Source organism: Amycolatopsis sp. NPDC001319, assembly GCF_042896185.1.
In the GTDB taxonomy this organism is placed as follows: domain Bacteria; phylum Actinomycetota; class Actinomycetes; order Mycobacteriales; family Pseudonocardiaceae; genus Amycolatopsis.
The window spans coordinates 793139-816918 of sequence record NZ_JBIAWY010000004.1 but is presented as its reverse complement, the minus strand read 5'-3'; the positions used below and the strand labels follow the sequence as shown (position 1 = coordinate 816918).

General features: G+C 70.9%; 27 protein-coding genes. 7 read left to right on the top strand and 20 right to left on the bottom strand.

What is annotated here, in order from left to right:
• Nucleotides 1-89 precede the first annotated feature (89 nt).
• Nucleotides 90-551, top strand: a complete 462-nt coding sequence (locus tag ACFY1H_RS18715) for a phage tail protein (RefSeq protein WP_366582806.1) — start codon at nucleotides 90-92, stop codon at nucleotides 549-551.
• A gap of 65 nt (nucleotides 552-616) precedes the next feature.
• Here ACFY1H_RS18715 and ACFY1H_RS18710 read toward each other — a convergent pair whose 3' ends face one another.
• The 3 genes from ACFY1H_RS18710 to ACFY1H_RS18700 are packed head-to-tail and all read right to left on the bottom strand — an operon-like array spanning nucleotide 617 to nucleotide 3741.
• Nucleotides 617-1192 carry an ATP-binding protein gene (locus ACFY1H_RS18710; RefSeq protein ID WP_386947769.1) on the bottom strand — a complete coding sequence of 192 codons (576 nt, stop codon included), beginning with the start codon at nucleotides 1190-1192 and terminating at the stop codon, nucleotides 617-619.
• A gap of 55 nt (nucleotides 1193-1247) precedes the next feature.
• A complete protein-coding gene (locus tag ACFY1H_RS18705; RefSeq protein ID WP_386947767.1) occupies nucleotides 1248-3059 on the bottom strand; it encodes a PstS family phosphate ABC transporter substrate-binding protein in 1812 nt (603 codons plus the stop codon).
• Nucleotides 3046-3741: a DUF6313 family protein gene (locus tag ACFY1H_RS18700; RefSeq protein WP_386947765.1), complete on the bottom strand. Its 696-nt coding sequence runs from the start codon at nucleotides 3739-3741 to the stop codon at nucleotides 3046-3048. The genes ACFY1H_RS18705 and ACFY1H_RS18700 overlap by 14 nt, the downstream gene beginning before the upstream one ends.
• 171 nt (nucleotides 3742-3912) lie before the next feature.
• Here ACFY1H_RS18700 and ACFY1H_RS18695 point away from each other — a divergent pair, with 171 nt between their 5' ends.
• Together ACFY1H_RS18695 and ACFY1H_RS18690 are read left to right on the top strand one after the other, a co-directional pair.
• Nucleotides 3913-4533, top strand: coding sequence for a glyoxalase (locus tag ACFY1H_RS18695; RefSeq protein WP_386947763.1), 621 nt, complete (start codon nucleotides 3913-3915; stop codon nucleotides 4531-4533).
• A gap of 174 nt (nucleotides 4534-4707) precedes the next feature.
• The gene (locus ACFY1H_RS18690; protein ID WP_386947762.1) at nucleotides 4708-5298 is read left to right on the top strand and encodes a DUF6959 family protein; all 591 of its coding nucleotides are present in this window, start codon (nucleotides 4708-4710) and stop codon (nucleotides 5296-5298) included.
• Nucleotides 5299-5382: 84 nt separating this feature from the next.
• On the opposite strand, the gene ACFY1H_RS18685 is transcribed toward ACFY1H_RS18690, so the two are convergent.
• The gene (locus ACFY1H_RS18685; protein WP_386947940.1) at nucleotides 5383-5856 is read right to left on the bottom strand and encodes a carboxymuconolactone decarboxylase family protein; all 474 of its coding nucleotides are present in this window, start codon (nucleotides 5854-5856) and stop codon (nucleotides 5383-5385) included.
• Between the two features lie 142 nt (nucleotides 5857-5998).
• On the opposite strand from ACFY1H_RS18685, the gene ACFY1H_RS18680 reads away from it, so the two are divergent.
• Genes ACFY1H_RS18680 through ACFY1H_RS18670 form a run of 3 tightly spaced genes read left to right on the top strand, consistent with a single transcriptional unit; the run spans nucleotide 5999 to nucleotide 8161 of the window.
• Nucleotides 5999-6877, top strand: coding sequence for an RNA polymerase sigma-70 factor (locus ACFY1H_RS18680; RefSeq protein ID WP_366582812.1), 879 nt, complete (start codon nucleotides 5999-6001; stop codon nucleotides 6875-6877).
• A gap of 12 nt (nucleotides 6878-6889) precedes the next feature.
• Nucleotides 6890-7321, top strand: coding sequence for a hypothetical protein (locus tag ACFY1H_RS18675; RefSeq protein WP_366582813.1), 432 nt, complete (start codon nucleotides 6890-6892; stop codon nucleotides 7319-7321).
• A 45-nt stretch (nucleotides 7322-7366) separates the two neighbouring features.
• A complete protein-coding gene (locus tag ACFY1H_RS18670) occupies nucleotides 7367-8161 on the top strand; it encodes a PIG-L family deacetylase (RefSeq protein WP_386947760.1) in 795 nt (264 codons plus the stop codon).
• Here ACFY1H_RS18670 and ACFY1H_RS18665 read toward each other — a convergent pair.
• Nucleotides 8156-8554, bottom strand: coding sequence for a RidA family protein (locus ACFY1H_RS18665; RefSeq protein ID WP_386947758.1), 399 nt, complete (start codon nucleotides 8552-8554; stop codon nucleotides 8156-8158). The genes ACFY1H_RS18670 and ACFY1H_RS18665 overlap by 6 nt on opposite strands.
• 64 nt (nucleotides 8555-8618) lie before the next feature.
• Here ACFY1H_RS18665 and mtnA point away from each other — a divergent pair, with 64 nt between their 5' ends.
• The gene (gene mtnA / locus ACFY1H_RS18660; protein WP_386947756.1) at nucleotides 8619-9596 is read left to right on the top strand and encodes an S-methyl-5-thioribose-1-phosphate isomerase; all 978 of its coding nucleotides are present in this window, start codon (nucleotides 8619-8621) and stop codon (nucleotides 9594-9596) included.
• On the opposite strand, the gene ACFY1H_RS18655 is transcribed toward mtnA, so the two are convergent.
• The 15 genes from ACFY1H_RS18655 to ACFY1H_RS18585 form a co-directional block, all read right to left on the bottom strand.
• A complete protein-coding gene (locus ACFY1H_RS18655) occupies nucleotides 9581-10264 on the bottom strand; it encodes a PQQ-binding-like beta-propeller repeat protein (protein ID WP_386947754.1) in 684 nt (227 codons plus the stop codon). The two genes, mtnA and ACFY1H_RS18655, sit on opposite strands and share 16 nt — an antisense overlap.
• Nucleotides 10265-10304: 40 nt before the next feature.
• Nucleotides 10305-11360 carry an MSMEG_0565 family glycosyltransferase gene (locus ACFY1H_RS18650; protein ID WP_386947752.1) on the bottom strand — a complete coding sequence of 352 codons (1056 nt, stop codon included), beginning with the start codon at nucleotides 11358-11360 and terminating at the stop codon, nucleotides 10305-10307.
• Nucleotides 11361-11362: 2 nt separating this feature from the next.
• Nucleotides 11363-12193, bottom strand: a complete 831-nt coding sequence (locus tag ACFY1H_RS18645; protein ID WP_386947750.1) for a carbon-nitrogen hydrolase family protein — start codon at nucleotides 12191-12193, stop codon at nucleotides 11363-11365.
• A complete protein-coding gene (locus ACFY1H_RS18640; RefSeq protein WP_366582820.1) occupies nucleotides 12194-13021 on the bottom strand; it encodes a carbon-nitrogen hydrolase family protein in 828 nt (275 codons plus the stop codon).
• 13 nt (nucleotides 13022-13034) lie between these two features.
• Nucleotides 13035-14408: an MSMEG_0567/sll0787 family protein gene (locus ACFY1H_RS18635; RefSeq protein ID WP_366582821.1), complete on the bottom strand. Its 1374-nt coding sequence runs from the start codon at nucleotides 14406-14408 to the stop codon at nucleotides 13035-13037.
• A gap of 1 nt (nucleotide 14409) precedes the next feature.
• Nucleotides 14410-15495 (bottom strand): MSMEG_0568 family radical SAM protein, encoded by a 1086-nt coding sequence (locus ACFY1H_RS18630; protein WP_386947747.1) that lies wholly within the window; start codon nucleotides 15493-15495, stop codon nucleotides 14410-14412.
• A gap of 9 nt (nucleotides 15496-15504) precedes the next feature.
• On the bottom strand, nucleotides 15505-16017 hold the full coding sequence (locus ACFY1H_RS18625; RefSeq protein WP_220243137.1) for an MSMEG_0572/Sll0783 family nitrogen starvation response protein: 513 nt from the start codon (nucleotides 16015-16017) through the stop codon (nucleotides 15505-15507).
• A 3-nt stretch (nucleotides 16018-16020) separates the two neighbouring features.
• Nucleotides 16021-16857, bottom strand: coding sequence for an amidohydrolase family protein (locus ACFY1H_RS18620; protein ID WP_386947937.1), 837 nt, complete (start codon nucleotides 16855-16857; stop codon nucleotides 16021-16023).
• On the bottom strand, nucleotides 16857-18176 hold the full coding sequence (locus ACFY1H_RS18615) for an MSMEG_0569 family flavin-dependent oxidoreductase (protein ID WP_386947745.1): 1320 nt from the start codon (nucleotides 18174-18176) through the stop codon (nucleotides 16857-16859). The genes ACFY1H_RS18620 and ACFY1H_RS18615 overlap by 1 nt, the downstream gene beginning before the upstream one ends.
• Before the next feature lie 173 nt (nucleotides 18177-18349).
• Entirely contained in the window at nucleotides 18350-18565 is a 216-nt protein-coding gene (locus tag ACFY1H_RS18610; RefSeq protein WP_366582824.1) for a ferredoxin, read from the bottom strand.
• A 2-nt stretch (nucleotides 18566-18567) separates the two neighbouring features.
• Nucleotides 18568-19758, bottom strand: a complete 1191-nt coding sequence (locus ACFY1H_RS18605; protein WP_366582825.1) for a cytochrome P450 — start codon at nucleotides 19756-19758, stop codon at nucleotides 18568-18570.
• A gap of 115 nt (nucleotides 19759-19873) precedes the next feature.
• Entirely contained in the window at nucleotides 19874-20698 is an 825-nt protein-coding gene (locus ACFY1H_RS18600; protein ID WP_386947742.1) for a helix-turn-helix domain-containing protein, read from the bottom strand.
• Nucleotides 20699-20858: 160 nt separating this feature from the next.
• Nucleotides 20859-21131 (bottom strand): hypothetical protein, encoded by a 273-nt coding sequence (locus ACFY1H_RS18595; protein ID WP_386947740.1) that lies wholly within the window; start codon nucleotides 21129-21131, stop codon nucleotides 20859-20861.
• Nucleotides 21131-22444 (bottom strand): alpha/beta hydrolase, encoded by a 1314-nt coding sequence (locus ACFY1H_RS18590; RefSeq protein WP_386947738.1) that lies wholly within the window; start codon nucleotides 22442-22444, stop codon nucleotides 21131-21133. The genes ACFY1H_RS18595 and ACFY1H_RS18590 overlap by 1 nt, the downstream gene beginning before the upstream one ends.
• Nucleotides 22441-23604, bottom strand: a complete 1164-nt coding sequence (locus ACFY1H_RS18585) for a homogentisate 1,2-dioxygenase (RefSeq protein ID WP_386947737.1) — start codon at nucleotides 23602-23604, stop codon at nucleotides 22441-22443. Before ACFY1H_RS18585 ends, ACFY1H_RS18590 begins: the two co-directional genes overlap by 4 nt.
• Nucleotides 23605-23780: the final 176 nt, after the last annotated feature.

Here is a 23780-nt window from a genome sequence, read left to right as displayed (position 1 = left end):
CCCGCCCCTCGTTCGGGGCGGGCCGCAGGAGCGCGCTCGGGCGCCCCTGCGCCTAGGCTCGGGGTCCGACGCCGGACCCGGAGGTACCCATGCCCTACACCGTCGACTTCACCACCGTCTCCACCGACGGCCTGGCGTCCTCGCCGGTCGCCGCCGCCCTCGCCGGCCTGCGTGCGAACGAGGCCCGGTACTTCAAGAACAAGTACGACCACGTCTTCACCGTCGAGCCCGCCGCCGACGCCGCGGCGACCGTCGAGTGGGTCCACCGGATCCTTTCGGAGGAACGCGGCATCGTCATCGCCTCCCCGCCGCTGGAAGCGTCCGAGTTCCAGGTCGAGAACATCCGGATGGCCTACGTCTTCTACGAGAACGGGCTGTCGATCAACGTCATGTACACGATCGACGAGTCCGGCAAGCGGGCCGTCGGATTCAAGCTGTCCGACGGGATGGAGATTCCGGAGGAGCTCTCGGCGTTCAAGTTCGCGCGCCAGAAGTCCAAACTGGCGGGGACGATCCGCGGGTCTTACTTCGTGATCAAGAACGAGTACTGACCCGAGAGACGACCACTGTTCTCACCGCGCGCCGGATCGGTCTCAGCCGGTCCTCCGCCGACCGATCAGCGGAGGACCAAGGTCAACTGCGGTCCGAAGTCCAGCCCCCTGAAGTCCACCGGACCGCGCAGCGTCGGAAGGAAGTGGACGGTGGTGCCGGTGGTGCCGTCATCGCGGATCGGGGTCAGATCGGTCGTGGGGACGCCGTGCTCGTAGCGCTGCCTCCACGATCCGTTCGCGCGGCGGTTCACGTGCTCGAGCCATTCGCTCAGCGCTGCCACCACCGACATGCCCCGGCGCGGATGCCCGTCGGGCAGAGTGGCGGCCGCCGGGTGGTCGAAGAACCGCAGGTCCTTGGTGGCCATGACCGGCTTCTTGACTGTTCGCCCGGCTTTGTCGACGCGCGTGTCGGTGCCGCGGCCGTCGTCGGCTACAGAGATCGAACCATCTGCGTGCCCGGTGACCACGGCGATCCCGCCGCCGCGGGCCTCTGCCTCCTCCGCGGCGTAGGCCAAGACCTCAAGCACCAGATGCCGCGCACCGCCCGGGGCGAACTCGGCCGGCTCCGAGCGGATGGCGTCGAGATGTGCGGTGTCCACCGTGCCGGCCCAGTCGTGGGTGGTGTTGCGCCAGTCGACCACAGTTCAAGCGTATGGCGTCAGTTCCGATCATGCCGGCGCAGCGCGAAACCCCGCGTCACCGCTGGCTGCACAGGTCCTGCTCCCCCGCCGCGCACGCGTAGTACTCGAAGCCCGCCATCGCGTTGCGGGCCTCGGGCGTCAGCAGGTAGTCGCGGAAGGCGGCCGCCAGGGAGCCCGATTCCAAGGGACCGCGGCTGAACACGTACTCGACCGTCCAAAAGGGATAGCCGCCGCGGATGTCGTCGAGGGTGGCGTCGCGGCCGTCGAGGCTGATCTTCTTCACGGCGGTCGACTGGGCGACGTCGGAGACGTCCGCGTAGCCGATGGCGTCGCCGAGGGTGGCGATGCGGTCGATGAGGTCACCGGTCGAGCCTTGTTCGCAGATGATCGGCGACGAGGCCGCGAGGCCGGGGCGCAGGTCGCGGCAGGAGTCGGACGTGGCAGGGGCCTGGCCGGTCGGCGCGGAGGGTGTGCCGAGGAGGTACTTCTCCAGTGTGCGGCGCGTGCCGGACGAAGTGGAGCGGCCCGCAACGCGGATCACGCCCGTGTCGCGCGGGTTGCCGGTGATGTCGCTCCAGACGCGGGCGCCGCCGGTGAAGATCTTCCGCACGTCGGCGACCGACAGGCTGTCGACGGGCACGTTTTTGCTCGCCACCAACGTGAACGGGACGATCGCGAGCTTCTGCGGCACGAACCGGGTGAAGTCGGGCTCGTCGAACTTGCCGTCGGACAGGGCGAGGTCGATGGTGCCGTCGTGCAGGCGCTGCAGGCCTTCGACGCTGCCGGGCGTGCCGACCTTCACGGCCGACCCCGGGCAGTACGCCTCGTACGAGCCGGCCAGCTCCGTCGCGGCCCGGCCGAACGCGCTGGACCCCTCCACGCTCAGCGAGCCCGCCTCGCACGCCACGCCCCGCGGCAGCTTGGTGAACGGCGCGACATTGTTGAGCAGCAGCACCACCGCGAGCGCGCCGGCGCAGATCGCCGTCAGGCCGCCCCAAGCGAGCGTGCCCGGACCGACCTTTTCCTTGCCCTCGCGGGTGGTGATCCGGCCGTCGCGCAGGACGCCTTCGACGGCGATCTGGTGCTTCTCCCCCGGAATCGTCCCGGAGAGCACGATCACGAGCTTGTACGACGCTTCCCGTTCGAGCAGGACTTCCGGCAGCTGCACCCGGTCTTCGTCGATCGTGAACCCGGGCAGCTTGCTGATCACCCGCTGCAGCTCGGCGGGCTCGAACTCGGTGGCGTCGACGGAGATCACCTGCCGCCCCGGGAAGTGCAGGGCGAGCGGGGACACGTAGTCCTCCGCCGCGATCGTCGAGCCGCCGGTGTTCTTCACCCGCACCACGACCACACCCGGGTCGCTCACCGCCGCGTGTTCGCCTTCCAGGCGCACGGTTTCGCCGATGTCGACGCCGAACGGCGCGTCGATCCGCACCCGGCACGACAGGATCTTCCGCCGGCGCACCCGCACGTAGCTCACGCTCGTGGCCAGCGCGGCCACCACCGCCGCGATGGACAGGCCGAGGATGCCGTCGCTGCTGATCGCGGTCTCGGCAACCCATTGCCGCTGCGTGATCCCGAGGACGACGGCCACGAACACCACCACGGCCAAAACCACCGCGGCGGCGATGCGCGGCCCCCGGCTCGGCTTCGGCGCGGCGCGGTTGATCACCGCGTTGTCCAGCCGGCGGGCGCCGGGCGACGTCGAGGGGTCGGCCTGCTCCGCGCGGCTGATCCGCTCGACGGCCACCGACACCTGCTCCTCGACCCAGTCGGGATCGTCGGTCATCTCCGGGTAGGCCGTCCGGTACAGGCTCCGGGCGATCTCGTCGACGGTCTGCGGCGGCTGCGGGTCATGGGCGGGCATCGGTTTTTCCCTCCGCTTTCACCGCGGCCTCCTCGCACACCGGGCACTTTCCGGACATTCCGTCGAGCACGTAGGAGGCCTCCAGCACGGCCTGCCACATCGCCTGCCGCGGCCCGTGCGTGCGATCGGACTCCGCGGCGTTGAGGAACTTCTCGACGATGATCTCCCAGTGGTCCTGCGCGCGGGCCCAATCCCCGTCGTGGCGCAGGGCGAACCGGATGCCGAAGTAGTGCGGCACCTCGAACCCGTGCCGCCGGTACTGCAGGCGGTCGAGCAGCGGGATGAGCGCGATGCGGCGCGCGTTGCCGCGGCCGCGCATCCGCCCGATGTTGCGGTTGTCCGTCACCTCGGTCACCACGTAACCCGCGACGGCACCCGCGAACCCGGTCACCACGAGCCAGCCGGCGAGCGACAGCGGCAGAGCGAGCGCGGGGCTCGAGGTGTCCCACGGCGAGTCGATCTGCACGGTCACGTCGTAGGCGACCCGGCCCCCGATGACCACGGCGTTGACCACGAACAGGCCCGCGAACGCGGCGAGGAAGTAGTAGCCCCGCACCCGCAGCCAGTACTGGATGCCCCGGAACCGGCCGACACCCCGGCGGCGCCGCCGCAGCAGCGCCCGGATCGACTCGCGCGGCGGCGGTGGATCGACGTTGGTCGTTTCGGTGAGTTGCCTGGTCATGTGCCGCGCGGCCGCGCTCGAGCTGAGCGTGCGCCCCCTCCGCCACCCATGGTCGAAAATCTACCGGACGGCGGCGGTCAGTCAAAGAAGCGTGGCAGGAGGCAGCCACGCGGAAATACCGAGCAGGAATGGAGAAGCACTGGTCACGGGTGCGCGCCTACCGTTCCGGACATGACCTCAATCGACACGATCACCCTCGAAGTGACCGATCCCACCGCCGCCGAACGCTTCTACGCCGACGCCTTCGGGCTCGGCTCCCGCCTGCGGGTGCGGGCGTCGCAAGAACCGTCCGACGGCTTCCGCGGCTTCACCCTCTCGCTGACGGTTTCCCAGCCCGCCAACGTCGACGCCCTCATCTCGTCGGCCCTCACCGCCGGCGCCACGACGCTCAAGGCGCCCGCCAAATCGATGTGGGGCTACGGCGGCGTCGTCCAGACCCCCGACGGCACGATCTGGAAGGTCGCGACGTCCGCCAAGAAGGACACCGGCCCCGCCTCGCGGGAGTTCGACGCCATCGTGTTGCTGCTCGGCGTCGACGATGTGGTGGCGAGCAAGAAGTTCTACGCCTCGCGCGGGTTGACCGTGGGCAAGAGCTTCGGGCGCATGTACGTGGAGTTCGAGACCGGCCCGGTGAAGCTCGCCCTGTACCGCCGCCGCGCCCTGGCGAAGGACGCCGGCGTGGCCCCCGCCGGGACCGGCTCGCACCGCATCGCGGTGACCGGCGGAGCGGAAGCCTTCACGGACCCGGACGGTTTCGCGTGGGAAACCACCGCGTCGGCCGAGGTGCGGTGATGTGCCGTTATCGGCTGTACGCGATGGCGCGGTCGGAGTCTGCAGAGGATCTTGGGAGAGCAAGTGCCGACGCAGACTTCCCGGCGCGCGAGACACCTGACGTCGAGCCGCAGATCGTTGCCCTGGCGGGCAAATCGATGGACGGTGAACTCGCCGACTGACCACAATGGCCGGATGACGCCACTCGAGGTCGAGCTGCTTTCGCGCCAGGGCAACTACACAGTCCTGCGGTTGCCCGGACGGTCGTTCCCCGGAATCCACATCGCGGGCGACTCGTTCTCCATCCTCGTGGCCGAGCTCCGCGAGCTGGCGGCCGAAGCGAAAGGGGTACCCGAAGCGCACGAACACGCCCAAGACCTGGCCGAGGAACTCGAAGGAATCTTGGGCGCGTACGAGACGGCGATGGCCGAGCACGGAATTCGCCCGGCGTACTTCCCCTCGCAACCCGCGCGGACCACAGTGGACCTGGCGTCCGGCTGGCTCGTACCCGGGCGTCTCCGGTCGTTCCTCGAGCTGACCAGCGGCTACGTCGGCTACGAGTTCGACGACTCCGACTGGCTGGCGATCTCCACGGCCCTCGACCAAGAGGGCGCAGTGGAATACCCGCTCGTCGGCAAGGCTCCCCTGACGGCGCGGATCGAGACCGACGAAGCCGACCACGTCGTCGTGACCATCACCGGGCAGCCCGAACCGGCGCTGCGGATCCGGCTGACCACGCTCTTCGACGCGCTCACCCATCCGCGGCTGGGGTCGGCCGCGGAGTAACCCGTCAGCGAAGTGCTGGATTCGTTGCCGCACCGGGACAACGACCCACCCGGCCCGGGGCCGAACCCCGAGCCAAGCACCCGGTCACTGCTCCACGAAATCCGCGAACATTCCCGCCTCGTACGACCCTCCCGGCATGCCCACGATGACGTTCATCCGGTTGGCCGCGTTGATCAGCCCGACGAGGCACACCAGCGCGGCGAGCTGCTCGTCGTCGAAGTGCTTGCGGGCGTGGGCCCACGTGTCGTCCGAGAGGCCGGTGGAGTCGGCGAGGCGGGTGGCCTCCTCGGTGAGCGCGAGGGCCGCGCGTTCGGCGTCGGTGTAGACCGTGGTTTCGCGCCAGGCCGCGACGAGGGCGAGGCGCACGGGGGTTTCGCCGGCCGCGACGGCGTCCTTGGTGTGCATGTCGAGGCAGAAGCCGCAGCCGTTGATCTGGCTGGCGCGGATCTTGACCAGCTCCTGGACCTCGCGGGGCAGCGGCGAGCGGTCGAGCAGCGAGCTGACACCGGCGAAGCGCTTGGCGAACTTGCCGCCGATCTCGGTGTCCATCGGGTTCATGCGGGTCATGGGGTCGTCCTCACTCGTCGTTTCGCGAACTGATGCCCACCAGATGCCGGCGACCCGGCCGTTGTGACATGTCACGAAACACAACCGGGCGGCATCTGGTGGGGGACACTGTCGAAACCGAAGGGGGAAGCGCATGGCCGACCGCAGCACGGAGCTGTTCCTCACGCACCGCAACCTGCTGTTCACCATCGCCTACGAGATGCTCGGCTCGGCCGCCGACGCGGAGGACGTGCTGCAGGAGACCTGGCTGCGCTGGGTCGACGTCGACTTCGACGGGGTGCAGAACCACCGCGCGTACCTCGTGCGCATCACCACGCGCCAGGCCCTGGGCCGGCTGCGGACGCTCGGGCGCCGCAAGGAGTCCTACGTCGGGCCGTGGCTGCCGGAGCCGCTGCTGACGGCGCCGGACGTCGCCGAGGACGTGGAGCTCGCCGACAGCGTGTCGATGGCCATGCTGCTCGTGCTGGAGACGCTCACGCCGACCGAACGCGCGGTGTTCGTGCTGCGCGAGGTGTTCGACCTGGGCTACGGCGAGATCGCCGACGCCGTCGGCAAGAGCGGCGCCGCCGTGCGGCAGATCGCGCACCGGGCGCGGGAGCACGTGGCCGCGCGCCGGCCGCGCGGGCCCGTCTCGCGCACCGCCACCCGCGACGCCCTCGACGCCTTCCAGCACGCCATCGAAACCGGCGACCTGCAGCACCTGCTCGACATCCTCTCCCCGGACGTCGTCTTCCTCGGCGACGGCGGCGGCGTCAAGCAGGCCGTCCTCAAGCCCGTCGTCGGCGCCGAACGCGTCGCGCGCATCCTGGGCGCCGGCCTGGGCCACCTCGCCACGGCCACCCGCCTGCCCACGCAGGTCAACGGCCACCCCGCCCTCACCGTCCACTTCGACGGCGCCCTCGACACCGTCCTGGCCCTGCGCATCGACGACGGGCTCGTCACCGGCATCTACGCGGTGCGGAACCCGGAGAAGCTGTCGCACATGGACCAGGAACAGAGCCTGCAGAGATGAGGTCGTGAACCAATGGCCTGGGTCTACGCCCTGAACGCCGAATGCGGCCCCCACGAGGACCGCGCCCAGGCCCTCGCGCGCCATTTCGCCGACTGGCCGACGCGGGTCTTCCCGGACGGCGACGACTGGTGGTGCGGCGTGCTTCCCGAGGGGTTGAGCCGGTCTGGCGCCAAGTCCGCGGCCGAGGCGGAGGCCATGACCGCGGCCGGGCACGCGCTCTACGACCGGCTCCGGACCGCCCCGCCCGTGTGCCGTTTCGCCCTGGCCGGCGTCGAGACCGACCTGTTCCGGACGTTCGCGGAGCTGCGGGGTGAGGACCTGCGGCGGTTTCCCGGGCTCGTGGTCGACGACGACCTCTGGCGGCAGGAAGGCGCCCCGGCGGAGTTCGGCGAGTTCTCCCCCGGCTATCGCTGGCTCCCCTACCCGGGCGAGGTCCGGCCGTGAGCGAACCTTCGGCTTTTGTCGGTCCCCCCGGGTAAGTTCGATGACATGGCAACAATGGTGACGTTCCACGCCCACCCCGACGACGAGTGCATCGTGACCGGGGGCGTGATGCGCAAGGCCGCCGACGACGGGCACCGCGTGGTGCTGGTGGTCGCGACGCGAGGTGAGGTGGGCGAGGTGCCCGACGGGTTCCTCGCGGACGGCGAGCAGCTGTGGGAGCGCCGCGTGCGCGAGACCCACGCGGCGGCCGAAGTGCTCGGCGTCAAGCGCGTGGAGTTCCTGGGCTACCGCGACTCCGGGATGATGGGCGAGCCGACCAACGACGAGCCGGGCGCGTTCTGGCGGGCGTCGGTCGAGGAGGCGGCCCAGCGGCTGGCCGAGATCCTGCGTGAGGAAGAAGCCGAGGTCCTCACGGTGTACGACGACTACGGCAACTACGGCCACCCCGACCACATCCAGGTCCACCGCGTCGGCGTGCGGGCCGCCGAGCTGGCGGGCACGCCGCGGGTCTACCAGGCCACCACGAACCGCGACCACATGCGCCGCGGGCTGGAGCTGGCCGTGGAGATGGGGGCGATGCCGCGCGAGGAGGTGCCGGACGTCGACGCGCAGGAGAAGCTCGGCAAGCCCGAGGCGGAGATCACGGCGGCGGTCGACGTCAAGCCGTACCTCGCGGCGAAGCGCGCGGCCATGCGGGCGCACCCGAGCCAGATCAGCGAGGAGTCGTGGTTCCTCGCGATGCCCGACGAGGCGTTCGGCCACGCGTTCGGCGTCGAGTGGTTCATCCGCGAGGGCCACGGACCCGGCATCACGGAAACGGACCTGATGGCGGGCCTATGACACGGCGGCGGTGACGTCCAGCTCCACCAGCTGGCCCGGATAACCCAGGCACGTCACGCCCAGCAGCGTGCTCGCGGTGCTGAACGCCGGCCGGATCGCCGAGCCGGTGAACCGGTCCCACACGGCGGAGAGCACGGCGCGGTCGGCCGTGGCCACGTAAATCACCGTACGGACCACGTCGTCGGCCACCGCGCCGGCGGCCGCGAGCGCCGTGGCGGTGTTGGCGACGACCTGGTCCACCTGCGCGAGCACGTCACCGTCGACCACGGCGCCGTCCAGCCCGAGCGGGCACTGGCCGGCGAGGTGCACGGTCGTGCGGCCCGAGACGGTGGTCACGTGGTGGTAGCCGGGCGTCGCGTGCAGGGCGGGCGGGTTCTGCCGTTGAATGGTCACGGGGCCGCATGGTGGTGCACCCGCCGCGCGGCCGGCCAGCGATTTTCGGGGCTCGGGAGGGCAGATGCGCAGGACCGTGGACTGGGCCGACGGCGCCGTCGTGATCATCGACCAGGTCGCGCTGCCGGGCGCGTACCGGACGCTGGAGCTGCGGACGGTCGACGACCTCGTCGACGCGATCCAGCGGCTCGCCGTGCGGGGCGCTCCCGCGCTGGGTGCCGCGGGGGCGCTTGGTGTCGCGCTGGCGGCGTTCGCCGGCGACAACGTGCAAGCCGAAGCCGAACGCCTCGCGACCGCCCGCCCGACGGCCGTCAACCTCCGCTGGGGCGTCACCCGCGCCCTCGGCAAGCTCGGCGAAGGCCCCGAAGCCGTCCTCGCCGAGGCGCTCGCGATGCTCGACGAGGACGAGCACCTCAACCGCACCGCCTCGGGCCACGCGGCGGACGTCGTGCTGCGCGAGACCACCCGCCGCCCGCTGCGGCTGCTGAGCCACTGCAACGCGGGCCACCTCGCCACCGTCGGGTGGGGCACGGCGCTCGGCGTCGTCTGGCACCTGCACGAGCGGGGCCTCGTCGAGTCCGTGCTGGTCGACGAAACCCGGCCCCTGCTGCAGGGCTCCCGCCTCACCGCGTGGGAGCTCGCCCAGGCCGGCGTGCCCTACCGCGTCCAGCCTGACAGTGCCGCCGCTCTCGCCATGTCCCGCGGCCTCGTCGACTGCGTCCTCGTGGGCGCCGACCGCATCGCCGCGAACGGTGACGTCGCCAACAAGATCGGCACCTACGGCCTCGCGATCGCCGCCGCCCACCACGGCGTGCCGTTCGTCGTCGTCGCTCCGGAGTCCACTGTGGACGCCTCGATCGCCACGGGCGCGGACATCGAGATCGAGGAACGCCGGCCTTCGGAGCTCACCCGGTTCGGTGACGTCCGAATCGCCCCCGACGGCGCCGAGGTCTTCAACCCGGCCTTCGACGTGACTCCCGCCGCACTCATCACGGCCGTGGTGACCGAAAACGGCGTCCGGACTCCTCAGCCGACGTCGTAGACCGCGACGGTTCCCTTTCCTGCCACGACGATTCGGCCCGGGCCGAGCATGTGCAGCCCCACGGCCCGGCCGGCCACACGGGTCCGCGTGAGACGGGTGCCGTCGGAGGCCCAGCGTTCGAGGTGGCCTGCGTTGTCGAGCGTCACCAGGCCGTCGGCCACCGCGACCGAGCCGACCAGGCGTTCGCCGCTCGTCGGGCGGGGGACGGCGGCCGCGGGTGCCGGGTGGGTACGCCACGAGGTGGGGTCCAGCGTGCGGCCGCCGACCACGGCACCGGACCGGGTCCACCGCAGCTCCCCCGTCGCGCGGTCCAGGGCGCGCAGCGGGGTGTCGCCGCGCCGGCCGCCGACGAGGACGAGGTTCGGGGAGGCCACGACGTGGCCCGCAGGCCACCCGACGTCGCGGGTCCAGCGCGGTTCGCCATTCGCCCAGGAGAGGCAGAACAGGCGGCCGGGCAGCTGGGGCAGGGCGAACACGTCGGGGCCGTCCACGACAACGGCGTGCGGCCACGTGCCGAGCGGTGCGTCCCAGCGGACCGTGCCGTCGGAGCCCGCGAGGCGGACGAGGCGAGTGGACCGTTCGTGCGCCAGAACGTCAGCGTCGGCGACGGCGAACCCCTCGGTCACGGGTCGCTGGTGCAGCGGCCGTTCCCACCTCAGCTTGAACACGGCCACATCGGACCAGCCGACCGACCGCCCGGCAAGGCAATTACCCCACGAGCGACCGGTACAGCTGCAGATGCGCCCGCGCCGCAGCCGCCCACGTGTGGCGCTCGGCCAAGGCCACCCCCGCCGCGCGGTCTTCCGTCCCGGAATCCAGCGCGGCCCGGATCGAGGCCGCGAAGCCGTGCGGCGTGGAGGCGAACCGCGCCACCCCACCGAAAACTTCGCGCAACACCGGCAGATCCCGCGTCACCAACGGAACTCCGGCGGCGAGGGCTTCCATCGCCGCCAGACCGAAGCCCTCCTTCGTCGAAGGAAAGGCGAAAACCGCCGCCGAACGCACCAGTGACGGCAGCACGTCATGCTCAACCGGCCCCAGCACCACCGGATCCACGCCCAGCTCGGCCGCCCGCTTGTCCCAGCGCTCGCGGTAGTCGCGGTAGTCGAAGAGCGTCTCGCCGCCCGCGATCACCAAGCGCACCGGAGGGTCGAGCAGCGCGACGGCCTCCAGCAGATCCAGCGAACCCTTGCGGGGCTCGATCCCGCCGACCGCGAGCACGTACCGGCCGAACCGTTCCCGCCAATCCCCGTACGGCGCCGAAGAAAACCGTGCGGCATCAACGCCGTTGGGGATCACCGTGGCCTCGATCCCCCAGCCCGCACGCACCTCCTCGGCCACCGACGCCGACACGCACACGTGCGCGAACGGCCGGGTGATCGCCCGCTCGTGACACGCGGCCAGCTCGGGCGTGGTGAACGTGTCGAGGTGATGCACCGTCCGCACGCAGCGGTCCACGGCGTTGGCCGAAATGCAGTCCTGCGCGTGCACGATGTCGTACGCACCGGCCGGAAAAGCCGCGCGCAACACCTCGATCGAGCGCACGATCCGCGCGCCCACCGACTCACCCGGCACGTCGGGAAACGGCACCACCGCCGTCGTCACCCGCGGGTCCACCGGCCGGAAGAAGCCGCTGTCACCGCCGCGACCGAGCGTCCACACGGTCACGTCCTCACCCAGCGCGGCCAGTGCCTCGGCCAGCGCCAGCGTGTGCACCACGCCGCCGCGGGGTTTCGTCGAATAGCTCAGCAACGCGATGCGCAACGTCAGCCCTCCCGGTACGCGAAAGGTTTGCGTTCCCCCAGGTGGTGCAGCACGCGGCGGGCGTTCGCGACTTCCCCCACCACGTCGACCTCGGCCACCGCGAGGCCCGCCTTCGACCAGGTGCGCGCGAGGATCTCGCCGCCGGGGCCGACGACCTTGGCCTGGCCGAGGAACCGCATGCCGCCCATCGCGCCGGTCTGGTTGGACGACACGAGCACGACCTGGTTCTCGGCGGCGCGCGCCTGGTCGTACAGGTCGAACAGCCGCGACTGGCGGTCCTGCGCCATCCGCGGCGCCCGGTCGGTGATGCTTGTCGGCCACGCCGAGAGGCACGCGACGATCTCCGCACCGTCCACCGCGAGCGAGCGCGCCGACTCCGGGAACGTCTTGTCGTAGTCGATCAGCATCCCGACGCGCCCGACCGGGGTGTCGAACGCGGCGAAGGAATCCCCCGCGTCGTACGCAACGCTTTCCCCCGGCGGCTGGTGCACCTTCCGGTGGTGGCCGAGCACGCCGTCGCCCGTCACGCACACGGCGGCGTTGTAGCGGCGCGCGCCGTCGGCCTCGCAGTAGCCCACGCACACGGTCATCTCCGCGGCCAGCGCCTGCACCGTTTTCAGCTCGGGGCACCCGGGTTCGAGCGCCGGCGGCAGCGCGTCCGGGTCGGGGTGGCGCAGGTCGGCGAGGTAGCCGCCGAGCGCCGCGTCGGGCAGCACCAGCAGGTCCGCACCGCTCTGGCGCGCGTGGTCGATCAACGTGGCGATGCGCCGCAGGTCGAACTCGAGGTCACGCCCGAAGTGCGCGGCCACCGCGGCGATCCGGAGCCGGCCCATTCACCCGCCCACCGCATACGCGGCGGGCCGGCGGTCGGCCAGGTGCGCCATCGCGCGCCGCGCGCCCGCCAACGCGGCGGCGACGTCCACCTCGGCGATCGCCAGGCCTTCGGCCACGCCCGTGTCGGCCAGTACGTCACCACCCGGGTCGACGATCTTCGCGCTCGCCACGAACCGCAGGTCACCGAAGGTGCCCGACTGGTTCGCCGAGACCCACACGATCTGGTTCTCCAGCGCCCGCGCCCGGTCGAACAGGTCGAAGCGGCGCTTCCAGCGGTCCTCGGCGAGGTCGGCGCTCGGGTTGGTCCGGCTGCCCGGCCACGCCGACATGCAGACGACCACCTCGGCCCCGTCCAGGGCCAGCGCCCGCGCCGACTCCGGAAACGCCTTGTCGTAGCAGATCATCATGCCCAGCCGGCCCACCGGCGTGTCGAACGCGGCGAACCCGCTGCCCGCGCCGTAGCTCGCGTCCTCCGACAACGGCTGGTGCACCTTCCGGTGGTGCCCCAGCACGCCGTCGCCGGTCACGCACACGGCCGAGTTGTAGCGCCGGTCGCCGTCGCGCTCGCAGTACCCGGCCGTGACGACGAGGTCGCCCGCCAGCTCGGCCAGCCGGCGGATTTCCGGGCCCGCCGGGTCGAGCGCGGGCGGTCCCTCCGCGTCGCCGTCGAGGTTCGCGAGGTACCCGCCGAGCGCCGCCTCGGGCAGCGCCAGCAATCCGACGCCCTCGGCCCTGGCTTCCGCGATCAGCTTCTCGATCCGCGCGAAGTCGCTCTCGACATCGCGGTCGAAGGGGGCCGCCACCGCGGCCATCCGCACCGTGCTCATGTTCTCTCCTCGGTCATGCTGCCTCCCCCAACCCCGTGACCCCGCCGTCCACGACGGTCGTCACCTCGCCGTCCGGCCACCGCAGCCGCACGCCGGATCCCGCCACGAGCTCACCGCATCCGGCGGTGACGGCGGCGCGGGCCGGAGCGGGCGCCCCGGCCGTGAGCATCGCGAAGCCCGGGAAACACGTGAACCAGTCGCCCACCGTCGTCCCGGCCGGGCGTGGCACCTTCGCGACGTCGAGCACCGCACCGCAACCCGACGCCTCGGCGAGCATCCCGAGCGTGCCGGCGAGGCCCGCCATCGACACGTCCTTGGCCGCCGCGGGCCGCGCCCGGGCGACGGCGCCGAGCAGGTCCCGCAGCTCCGGCGTGCGCCGTGAGCTCGTCGAATCCCATTGCCGCCCGGTGTATCCGGGCCGCCAGCGGCCCTCGAGGTCGGCGGTCAGGTACACCGTCTGGCCGGGTTTCCCGCCGCCGCCCGGCACCGGCTCGGCCGCGCGGCCCAGCGCGGTCACGGCCAGCGAAGCCGGCACGCCGAACTGCGTGTGCCCGCCCAGCACCGGCACGCCGTACGCATTGCTCGCCTTCCGGAGTCCGGAAAGGACTCTCGCGGCGAACGACGCGTCCCGCGCACCCAGCGCGTCCAGCAGCGCAACGGGTTCCGCGCCCATCGCGGCCAGGTCGTTCACGTTCACCAGCACCGAGCACCAGCCGGCCCATTCCGGGTCGCGCTCGACCATCGACGGCACGATCGCGTCGCACGCCGCCACCAGGTCGCTGTCCGGAATCGGCACACCGTCGTCACCGAAGAACCCCGGGCTGCCGGTGAGCCCGGGCAGCAGTGTCCCCAGTGGACGTTTGGTGGCCTGCGCCAGCGCGGCCACGCGGCCGATGGGCCAGCGCATCAGCACGTGCTCCACACCCGCGACCGTCACCGGCCGGACGTTCTGCCAGCCCAGGCGCGTGAACATCCGCTCGTTCTGCACCTGCACGGTCGCCTCGAAGCGCAACGCGCCTTCCGTTTCGGCGCGGGCGCACGCGGCTCGCACGAGTGCGCGTCCGACACCGTGCGGGCTGCCCGGCGCGACGACCAGCCGCCCGCCGGTCCACCAGCCGAAGTCCGGACCGTCCTGTGCCGGGCCGAGCCGGACGCCGCCGAGCACGGTGCCGGCGGCGTCGCGCGCGACGAGCACCAGCGTCCGCGGGTCGGTGTCGCGGTCGTCGACGTCGTGGTGGTCGAACAGGCCTTGGCGCTCCACGAACGTCGCGTGCCGCAGCGCGCGGTAGGCCGTCAGTCCACCGTGGTCGGCCGGTTCGATCCGGAACGCGGGCGGGGCAACGGCGCTGCGAGAATCACCGAGCAACGCCAGGATGTCGTGGTCCACGTCAGCCTCCCGCCGCGCTCAGCACGCTGCACGCTCCGCAAGCCGCGCAGCCGGCGCCCTGGTCGGCCCCGACCATGCCCGCGGCCCGCAGCAGTTCCGCCACCCGGCGCGTCACGTCCCGCACCAGTGCGGGCGAGGGAGCCACCGCGCCGTCGCGCCGGGCGAGCGTGCCGAGCATCGGCCGCATCGGCACCACGAACGGGTACACGCCCCGCTCGATCAGCCGGCCGGCGCCGTCGACGAGCTCGTCCGGGTCCTCGCCCAGGCCGATCAGCAGGTACGTCGACACGCGGTTGGGGCCGAACACGCGCACGGCCTCGTCCCACGCCGCCTCGTACTCCGCCATCGACACGCTCGACTTGCCGGGCATCCACCGCCGGCGCACGTCGTCGTCGAGCGACTCCACGTGGATGCCGATCGACGTCACGCCCGCCACGTGCAGCTCGGTCAGCACGGCGAGGTCGCCGGGCGGCTCGATCTGCACCTGGATCGGCAGGCCGGGCACGGCTTCGAGCACCGCGCGGACGCAGCGCACGAGGTGGCGCGCGCCGCGATCCGGCCCGGCCGTGGTGCCGGTGGTGAGCACCATCTGCTTCACTCCGTCGAGCCGCACCGCCGCTTCCGCGACCTCGGCGAGCTGCGCCGGGGTCTTGGCCGCGACCGTCGAATCGGCGCGCAGCGACTCTTCGATGGTGCAGAACCGGCAGCGCTGGTCTTCGACGTAGCGGATGCACGTCTGCACGACCGTGCTCGCGAGCACGTCCTTCCCGTGCAGCAGCGCGATCTTGCGGTACGGCACGCCGTCCGCGGTGGACAGATCGTAGAACTTCGGCCGCGCCACGGGCTCGACGCTCAGGCCGAGATCGAGCGAGCCACGGAAGACGCGGCCTTCCCTTACTCGGTAAGGACTTTCGTCGTTGAGCGGCAGCGTGGCGTTGGCACCGTCGACGACCAGGTGCCCGTCGTCACTCGGCCCGGCGCCTTTGCTGCGCTGCACGGGTGCGTCCATCCGCACCCCGCGGACGGCCATGTCGGCGCGGGTGTCCAGACTGTCTTCGGTGTCGATGTCAGTGGTGCCAACGCGCACGCCCGCCTCCTAGAACATGTACGTGGAGTTGATGATCGCGCCCTTGCGCGCGTAGTGGATCAAAGCGTCCTGCACGTCGAGCGGGTGTGCCGGGATCACGCCTTCGATCAGGTCTTCTTCGCGCGCGCCGTGCAGCGAAAGCCCGAAGCGGCAGCAGTAGACCTTGCCACCCTCGGCGATGAACGTCTTGAGCTGGTCGTTGATGTTCAGCTCACCGGGGAACGCGGCGTTGCCGGTGGTGGGGAACCCGCGCGTGGCCAGGCAGTTGAGTGAGCCCGGGCCGTAGAAGTAGATCGCGGTCTCGAAACCCTTGCGCAGCGCGCGGGTCGCCTGCAGGATCGCGACGAAGCTCACCGACGACTCGTGCGCGATGCCGTGCACGAGGGTGAAGTACGTCTCCCCGTTCTCCGCCTGGTAGTCGGGGAAGATCTTGGTGGCGCCGTAGAGGTTCGAACCCTGCGGCAAGGAGGGGTGCGGAATCTCGTCGAGGCTGGTCTTCTCGAGGTCGGTCAGCTCGGCCATCGGTCATTTCCCTTTCTTCGGTCCGTACAGCACCTCGAACGTGCTCCGGAAAACGTGGTCGGCCAGCTCGCCGTCGCCGACCACCGCGGTCAGCTTCGCGAGCTCGCCCTCGTAGTCGCCCCAAGGCTGGTCGGAGGCGAAGAGCACGCGGTCGTGCCCGATGCCCTGCCGGGAGATCTCCTCGGCGAGCCAGCGCGGGGTGAAGCCGATCGCCCAGGACAGGTCGGTGTAGACCTGTTTGCCGGCGGCGATCCAGTCGAAGAAGCGGCCGCCGGCGAGCTTGATGTGCCCGCTCATCCCGCCGCCGAAGTGCACGAGGTGCAGCTTCGCGTCGTCGGCGTAGACGTCCACGAGCTTGCCCACTTCGTCCACATCGGACGCGGCACCGGGCGAGGTGTGCACGTGGACGACGAGGTCGTGCTCGCGGGCGGTGGCGAAGATCTTGTCGAGCTGGGGCTTGCAATCCGGGTCGCTCGCGCGGCCGCCGAGGAGGAAGCTGAGCTTGAGCGCGCGGACACCGGGTTCGCCGGCCAGCTTGAGCGCCTGGTCGGTTCTCGCGGCGTCTTCTTTTCGCGGCGACACCCATAGGGCCGCCGCGATCCGGTCGTCCTTTTCGGACGCTTCGACGCAGAGCTCATTGAAGGAGAACGCGATCTCCGGGTCGGGCACCCCGTAGTTGGGGATCACGAGGGCGCGTTCGGTGCCTTCGCGGTCCAGATCGGACAGCAGCTCGTCGATGGTCGCCCGCGCACCGAGGTCCGGGGCGACGGGCGGGCCGCCGTAGAACGGGTACGCGGGCAGCACGCCGAGGTGGCGGTGGGCGTCGGCGATCCAGCGCATCACGCGACCGTCCTCGGGGCGACCCAGTCGTCGGCCGGCGCGGTGTTGCGGGGCGTGCCGGAGATCCAGCGGACGTCGGCCGCGCGCTCGCCCGCGACGATCCGGCGCGCCAGGTACTCCGCGTCGGCGCCGACGCCGCAGAAGCGGCCGGAGCCCCAGGTGTGCTGCCACGGCAGGCCGAGGAAGAACAGCCCCTGGCAGCTCGTGACGCCGCGGCGGTGCGTCGGGTAGCCCTTGCCGTCGAACACGGGGACGTCGATCCAGCGGTGGTCGCGGCCGAAACCGGTGCTCCAGACTACGGCGGAGATCCTGGTGGCGTCGAGGGTCCGCGGCTCGTCGTCCGGCTGCCAGACGGGGGTGTAGCGCGGTTCGACCGGGGCGTCGATGTTCTTCTTGGTGAGGTAGGCGTCGATCGAGTCCTTGATGCCTTCGGACACGGCGTCGGCCGCGTCGAGGTTGCGGCGCAGATCGGGGGCGAAGGTCAGCGTGTGGTCGCGGACGTCGGTGAGGCGCCCGTAGAGCTGCATGCCCTCACGGGCGAAGGCGCGCAGGTCGATGTCGTGGCCGCCGTCGCGCCCGGTCACGTAGTGGTTGGCACGGAACCGGACGGCGTCGGCGTCGGCGAACTCGTCGATTCCCCTGGCGTAGTAACCCATGTCGTCGAGCCAGGCCACCACGTCGCGGCCCCGGTAACGCCGCGCCACCCGAGGCGCCGACCCCACCGCGAGGTGCACACGGCGGCCGGCGAGGTGCAGGTCCTCGGCGATCTGGCAGCCGGACTGGCCGGTGCCCACCACGAGGATTTCGCCGTCGGGCAGCTGCTGCGGGTTGCGGTACTGGGAACTGTGCAGCTGCGTCGTGGCCGCCGGCAACCGCTCGGCCAGCCGCGGCGTCAGCGGCACCTGGTACGGGCCGGTCGCCACCACGACGTGGTCCGCCGTCAGCTCACCCTGCGTGGTGGCCACCCGGAACCCGCCCCCGGGCACCCTCGTCAGGCGCGTCGCCTCGACCCCCTCGACGATCGGCACGTCGAAGGATTTCTTGTAGTCTTCGAGGTAGGCGACGATGTCGTCGCGCACCATGAACCCGTCCGGATCATCACCCGGATAGGGGAAACCGGGAAGCCGGCACTGCCAGTTGGGCGTCACCAGGCAGAAGCTGTCCCACCGGCGGTCGCGCCACTCGTGCCCCGCGCTCTCGCGCTCGAGCACCACGTGCCCGACCCCGGCGGTCGTCAGGCACTGGGACATCGAGAGCCCCGCCTGTCCGCCGCCGACCACGATCACCGGCCGGTGCAGGCCGTCGAGCTGGAAGTTCATGCCGCACAGTGCACCGCTGGGCGAAGTCCGAACCGTTTCATCCGGAACACTGCCGTGTTACATGCGCCCCGCCGCGTTACGGTTCACCGGGGTGCGCGTTAACACGATTTCGGGCGGGGATAGGAAAAAGGGCCCCTCCGCAGCAAGCGGAAGGGCCCTTCACCGAGCTCACCTCAAGGCCGAGGGCCTACGACCTCCGCGCCGTCCGTGATGGTGATGGCCATGGCCGGGCAGGAGTCGGCGGCGTCGAGCGCCGTTTCGTCCGGGGCGATGGTGTCGGACAGCGGGTGGGCGACCGGGCCGTCCAGTTCGAAGAGCTCCGGCATCAGCGAGGCGCACATGCCGGAGCCGATGCACGTGTGTTCGTCGACTTCCACTTTCCAGGTCATCGTCACCACCCGATCGGCATGGAGCGTGGTCCGCGGACCAGCATCTGGGTCTTCCACACGATATCGCCGGCGAGGTGGAGAGTCGGCATTTCGCGCGTCAGAGCCTTCAGCGCCTCCTGCAGCTCCAGGCGGGCGAGCGGCGCGCCGAGGCAGTGGTGCACGCCGTGGCCGAAGCCGAGGTGGTGGGTGTCCTCGCGGTCGAACACGAGGGTGTCGGCGTCGGCGAACTGGAGGCGGTCGCGGTTGGCCGCGCCGATCGCGACGAGCACCGGTTCGCCCTCGCGGACGAGCACGTCGCCGACCTGCACGTCTTCGGTGGCGTAGCGCGCGAAGCCGGCGCCGGCGCCCAGCGGGACGAAGCGCAGCAGCTCCTCGACGGCGGCGTTGATCAGTGACGGGTCCTCGACGAGCCTCTTCCACTGCTCCGGCTGGTCGAGCAGCGCATAGACGAAGTTCGGGATCTGGCTCGCCGTGGTCTCGTGGCCGGCGATCAGGATCCCGACACACAGGTCGACCAGCTCCAGCTCCGTGAGCCGGTCACGCACGTCGCGCGCCTCGATCAGCGCCGTCATCAAGTCGTCCTGCGGCTGCTCACGGTGCTGCGCGATCAGGCCCGACATGTACTCACGCAGCTCCGCGCGGTTGCGCTCGAACTCCTCGGCGGTCAGTCCGCTCGAGGTCAGCGCGGCGTCGCTCCACACGCGGAACTTCGCGCGGTCCTCGGTCGGCACGCCGAGCAGCTCGCAGATCACCGCGACGGGGATCGGCAGCGCGTACGCGTCGACCAGGTCGGCGGGCTGCCCGGCCGCCTTCATGTCCTCGATCAGCCCGGTCGCCAGCTCCTCGACACGCGGCCGCAGCAGCTCCACGCGCCGGACGGTGAACGCCTTCGCGACGAGCGTGCGAAGCCGCGTGTGGTCCGGCGGGTCCATGGTGAGGATGCCGCCCGAACGCCGGTGCGCGGCCATCCGCGGCTCGTCCTTCTGTTCCGACATCGCGCGCGAGAACCGCCGGTCGCCCAGCACGAGCCGGGCGTCGGCGAACCGCGTGGCGAGCCAGGCCGGCTCACCGTGCGGCATCTGCACGCGGATCATGCCCTCCGCGTCACGGGCGGCGGCATACGCCGCGTTGAGCGCGAGCCCCGCCTCTTCGTTGAACGGGTACGCAAGCGGCTCCGACTGCGTGGTGGTCATGCGGGGAACTCCCAATCTGACGGAAAGTCCGGTTTGTAAGCACCTGCTTACAAACACGGTACCGAGTCGGCCCCGACTTGTCAGCCGCTGCGCAGCGGAAGATCGAAGTTCCGGTTCAGTCGTAGGAGACCCAGACCTGCAGCCAGTGGCTGCTCTCAGCGGCCTTGAGGATCTCGATGCTGACGTCGATCGGCCCGGTGTCGGGGTGCCGCAGCCGGGTGACGCCGGCCCGGCGATAGGCGACCGGGTGAGCAGTCCACCGGGTGCTGAAGTCCGGCACCGCGGTCAGCTCGTCGACCAACGCCGCGCCTGCAGCGTCGACGCCCTGGTCGGCCTGAATCGCCCGCAGCCAGCCGACCAGCTCGTCGGCGGTGCTCGCCCAATCCTCGCCGAAAACCCGGCGCGCACTCGGGTGCAGGAAGTGGTAGCGCAGCAGGTTGGGTGAATCGTGGTCGAGGAATCCCAACGGCCGGACGATCGACTCCCACGCGCCGTTCCAGGCGATCACGTCGAACGTCCCCCCGAGCAGGCACGCCGGGGTCTGACCGAGCCGGTCCAGCAGCACCCGCAGGCTCGGGCGGACTTCGTCTTCGGGCCGGTGCCGGGGCAGCAGGCCCTCCCCCTGACGCCGGACGGCCAGGGCAGCCAGATGCCGCTTCTCGTCCTCGGACAGGCGCAGCGCCTCGGCCAGCGCAGTCAGTATCCCGATGGACGGGTTGGTGTCGCGGCCCTGCTCCAGCCGCTCCAGGTACTCGACGCTGATGCCGGCGAGGGTGGCCAGCTCCTCGCGCCGCAGCCCGGGCGTCCGCCGCCGGCCGTGGGAGACCAGACCCACGTCCTCGGGTTTGATCTGTTCCCGCCGTGCCCGGAGGAATGCCGCCAACTCGGCCACGCCATCGACCATGGTCAGATGATGCCCGTCGGCCTGCTCGGTCCGCACCAACCAAACGTGTGACGAAAGCGACCGCCCAGCAACGACATCGCCTTCTGCGGACTGGGGTTGCCGGATTTTCGAAGAACAATTTCCCGCGTCGTACCGGCCGTCGAAATCCCGGAGCCGAACAAGATCGGCCCCGGGATTTCGGAGACAGGCCGGAGTACTACGCGATCGCTCCGATCTGGATGTTCCATTCGCGGACCGCGACCGTCGCCTGCCCGGCACGCACGATCGGGCTGTCCCGGTACCGCGTCGCCACTTCATCCAGTGACAGGCCGCGAAGCACTGCCATGCCGCCGACGCCGTCGGTGAACCCGCCGGTGAGGCCGAGCAGACCGTCGGCCCGCAGCCGCTCCAGGAATTCCTTCTGTGCACCGGCGACGTCCGGGGTGGGCGGACCGTCGACGAAGGCGAGGGTCACGACAACGTGCGCCATCATCGAACTCCTTCGGGCGAGCCGGAAGCCGCGGGAAATCGCGGAGTGAGCCAGTCGACGACCGTCTGCAGTGCCTTTTCGCGCTGCACGACCGGAAAACCGAAGTGGTCGCCGTCGTGGAACCGGATTGTCTTGTCCGCGGCCGGGCTGGCGTCGTACTGGGCCTGGGTGTCGTCCGGGAAGCCGAGGTTGTCCCCGGTGAAACCGACGAGCAGCAACGGCACGTCCACCGACTTCAGCGACTCGACCAGCACGGCCCGGGTGGACAGTCCTGACCACGTGCTCAGCCACGCCCGCGGGGTGACCAGCCGGCCGAAGCCGCCGGGCGCGTAGTTGATCTCATCCGGTCGCGGGCCGAGGATCGAAGCCGCCCTCCGGGTGGACCGCTCGGCGTGCAGCCGCACGTCCAGGTACGCCGGGTCGGCCTCGGTCCGGTGCACGACCAGGTAGTGCCCGACGGTCGCGCGGCGGGTGATCCGGGTTCGTTCCTCGATCGGCAGGTCCGCGAAGCCGGGGGCGTCGCGCATCTCGCGGTAGCGCCGCTGCTCGGCGATCAACCCCCGAGCCCGGGCGTCCAACCGAGCCACCCGCGCCCGCTGGGCCGCGCGGTACCGCTGCAGGAACTCCTCCGAGTACGTGCTCGGCTCCGGTGGCTCGCGGTAGCCGTTCGCGGCGTTGTACATGTCCAGCTCGGGGTCCACGGCAAGCGGGTCTCCCTCGTCGATCACCGACGGGTCGATCGCCCTGAGCATGAACGAACCCTGGCCGGGGTGGGCCCCGAGCAGGACGACGCCGTCCGCCTTCGGCATGGCGACCTCGTTGAGGTCCAGCGGTTCCCCCGCGGCGGTGTCACGCAGCCGATCGGGAGGCGGTGTGCTCGCCTGCTGCTGGTAAAACGCCATCAACGAACCGCCGCCGCTGTTGCCGAGGAGGATCACCCGGTCGAATCCGCGCTCGTCGCGCAGGTGGGTCAGCGCGGCGGCGAGGTCGAGGAGCAGCCGCTCGTGCTCACAGTCGACGTCGTTGTTCAGCGTCCGGGTCTGGTGGGCGTAGAAGGCGTATCCCGCCTCCACGATCGCTGGTGCGGCGTAGAACCGGCTCAGGTCGCCGCGCGGATGCGACACCACCATCACGGTTTTTTCGCCGCCCCGGGCGTAGAGCACGCCGCGCGAGGCGGCGCCGTCAGCGGCGCGGATGGGCACGACCGTCGACGCGGTACCGGCGGGCAGCCGGTCGAAGTCGACCACGCCGATGCCGACCGTGCCGACGCTGGGCTGCTCGTCGGCCGCGGAGGCCTCGCCGGAACCCGTCACTTGGCCGTCACCCCTTCGCGAATCTGGTCCCCGTCCCGCTTGAACCTCAGGGCACCCGGGTCCACGTGCAGCTGGCCCTTCGTGTCCACGATGATGTACTGCATGTCCACCGACCCCCCGCCGCCGCGGATGGTCTCGCGGGCCTTCTCGGCGACGTCGGCCGGGAGGCCGTGGTGCATGCCCTGCGGGGTCAGCGAAATGCTGGCCGGGGCGACCGGCAGGCCCATTGCCGTGCCGCCGTGGACGAAGATGAACTCGTCGTAGTCCATGTTGCGGTGGTACGGCGGCACCGGCTCGGCGTCCGGAGCGGTCTCGTACGGCCGCTGCACCATGTTGCCCACCAACGAGCTGGGCGAGGCGAAGATGCCGTATGCGCTCGGCATGATGTGGATCCGGTCGCTCATCACCGGCCGGTAGTCCCGGATGTTCATCTTCATCGGGAACAGATCGCCCTTCCACCCCTCCACGTCGATGGGGTCGAAGTCGTAGAAGATGGAGGTGTACTCGTTGCGGAACTTGAGCCGCAACGGGTACTCGCCCGCGTCGTTGCGGCCGTCGCCGAGCTCGTCGAGCTGCGGGGTCGGGACGACGAAAAGATCGGTGTCGAACGGCGCCCGGCGGCCGATCGGGCCGGCGTCGGCGAGCCCGAGTTCCTCGGTCGACTCGATGAGCAGCAGGTAGTTGTCGGAGGTCTCCGGGCGGATCCGGTAAGTGACGCCCTTGGGCACCAGCACCCAGTCTCCGGGCTCGTACGGAAGCGGCCCGAACTCGGTGTAGAAAGTGCCGGTTCCCCGATGGACGAAGTAGATCTCGTCGCCGTCGGCGTTGCGCACCGAGAACGGCATGTCGGCGCTTCGCCGGCTCACCCAGATCGACACCGCGTCGTTGTGGAACAACCGCATCGGGCCGCCCGCCGGGTCGGCCAGGTCCGTCGGCTCCAGCCGCGCGCCGTCGATGTCGACGTGGTTGGTGTTGCCTTCCACGCGCGTCCACTTCGTCGGCTCGTGGCGACGGTACAGCTGCGTGTCCCGGCCGGCGAAACCCTGCCGCGTCAGCATGTCCTCGTGCAGACCGTCGAGCGCGTCGTAACCGGTGATCGCTTGGCGCAGGACCGTGCCTCTGCGCTGCTGGATCCACGAGGTCATGGGTGTGTAGTTCACGAGCGGTCCTTCCGATCGGCTGGTTGATCGTCGAGAAGGACGATGACGCCGGCGCACAACGCGGGACAACGCTCTGCGAATACCCGTACCTGCAGGGAGACCCTCCGGGCGGCCACGTCAGCCTCTCCCCCCGGATACGACTATCGGCAGGGCGTTCCACCACCGGTCGATGAGCG